Annotated in this window: 1 protein-coding gene; it reads left to right on the top strand. The window is 69.6% G+C overall.

Annotation, left to right across the window (positions count from 1 at the left end):
• Nucleotides 1–1,056, top strand: a 1,056-nt coding sequence (locus ACWGB8_RS38650) for an acyl-CoA dehydrogenase family protein (protein ID WP_452218318.1), incomplete at both ends; no start/stop codon positions are given.

The following is a 1,056-nucleotide window of genomic DNA, read 5'->3' on the forward strand; positions in this document are numbered from 1 at the left end:
GGACTTCGATCTCTTCCGGATCTCGGAGGAGCACGGGATGCTCCGGGAGGCGGTGCGTTCGCTGGCCGAGGCGAAGATCGCGCCGTTCGCGGCGGAGGTGGACGAGCAGGGGCGGTTCCCGCAGGAGGCGCTGGATGCGCTGCAGGGCAACGATCTGCATGCGGTGCACGTGCCGGAGGAGTTCGGGGGTGCGGGGGCGGATGCGCTGGCGACGGTGATCGTGATCGAGGAGGTGGCGCGGGTGTGCGCCTCGTCGTCGCTGATCCCGGCGGTGAACAAGCTGGGGTCGCTGCCGGTGCAGCTGTCGGGTTCGGAGGAGCTGAAGGCGAGGTACCTGGGGGCGCTGGCGCGCGGTGAGGGGATGTTCTCGTACTGCCTGTCGGAGCCGGAGGCGGGTTCGGACGCGGCGGGGATGAGGACGCGGGCGGTGCGCGACGGGGACTTCTGGGTGCTGAACGGGGTGAAGCGCTGGATCACCAACGCGGGGGTGTCGGAGTTCTACACGGTGATGGCCGTGACGGACCCGGAGGCCCGGTCGAGGGGGATCTCGGCGTTCGTGGTGGAGAAGGGCGATGCGGGGGTGTCGTTCGGGGCGCCGGAGCGGAAGCTGGGGATCAAGGGGTCGCCGACGCGTGAGGTGTACTTCGACAATGTGCGGATCCCGGCGGACCGGATGATCGGTGCGGAGGGGACGGGGTTCGCGACGGCGATGCGGACGCTGGACCACACGCGGGTGACGATCGCGGCGCAGGCGCTGGGGATCGCGCAGGGGGCGCTGGACTATGCGAAGGGGTATGTGCGGGAGCGGCGGCAGTTCGGGAAGCCGATCGGTGACTTCCAGGGTGTGCAGTTCATGCTGGCGGACATGGCGATGAAGCTGGAGGCGGCGCGGCAGCTGACGTATGCGGCGGCGGCGCGTTCGCAGCGTTCGGACGGGGATCTGACGTTCTTCGGGGCGGCGGCGAAGTGCTTCGCGTCGGATGCGGCGATGGAGATCACCACGGATGCGGTGCAGTTGCTGGGCGGGTACGGGTACACGCGGGACTACCCGTTGGA

The sequence above is a fragment of the Kitasatospora sp. NPDC054939 genome (assembly GCF_053610105.1).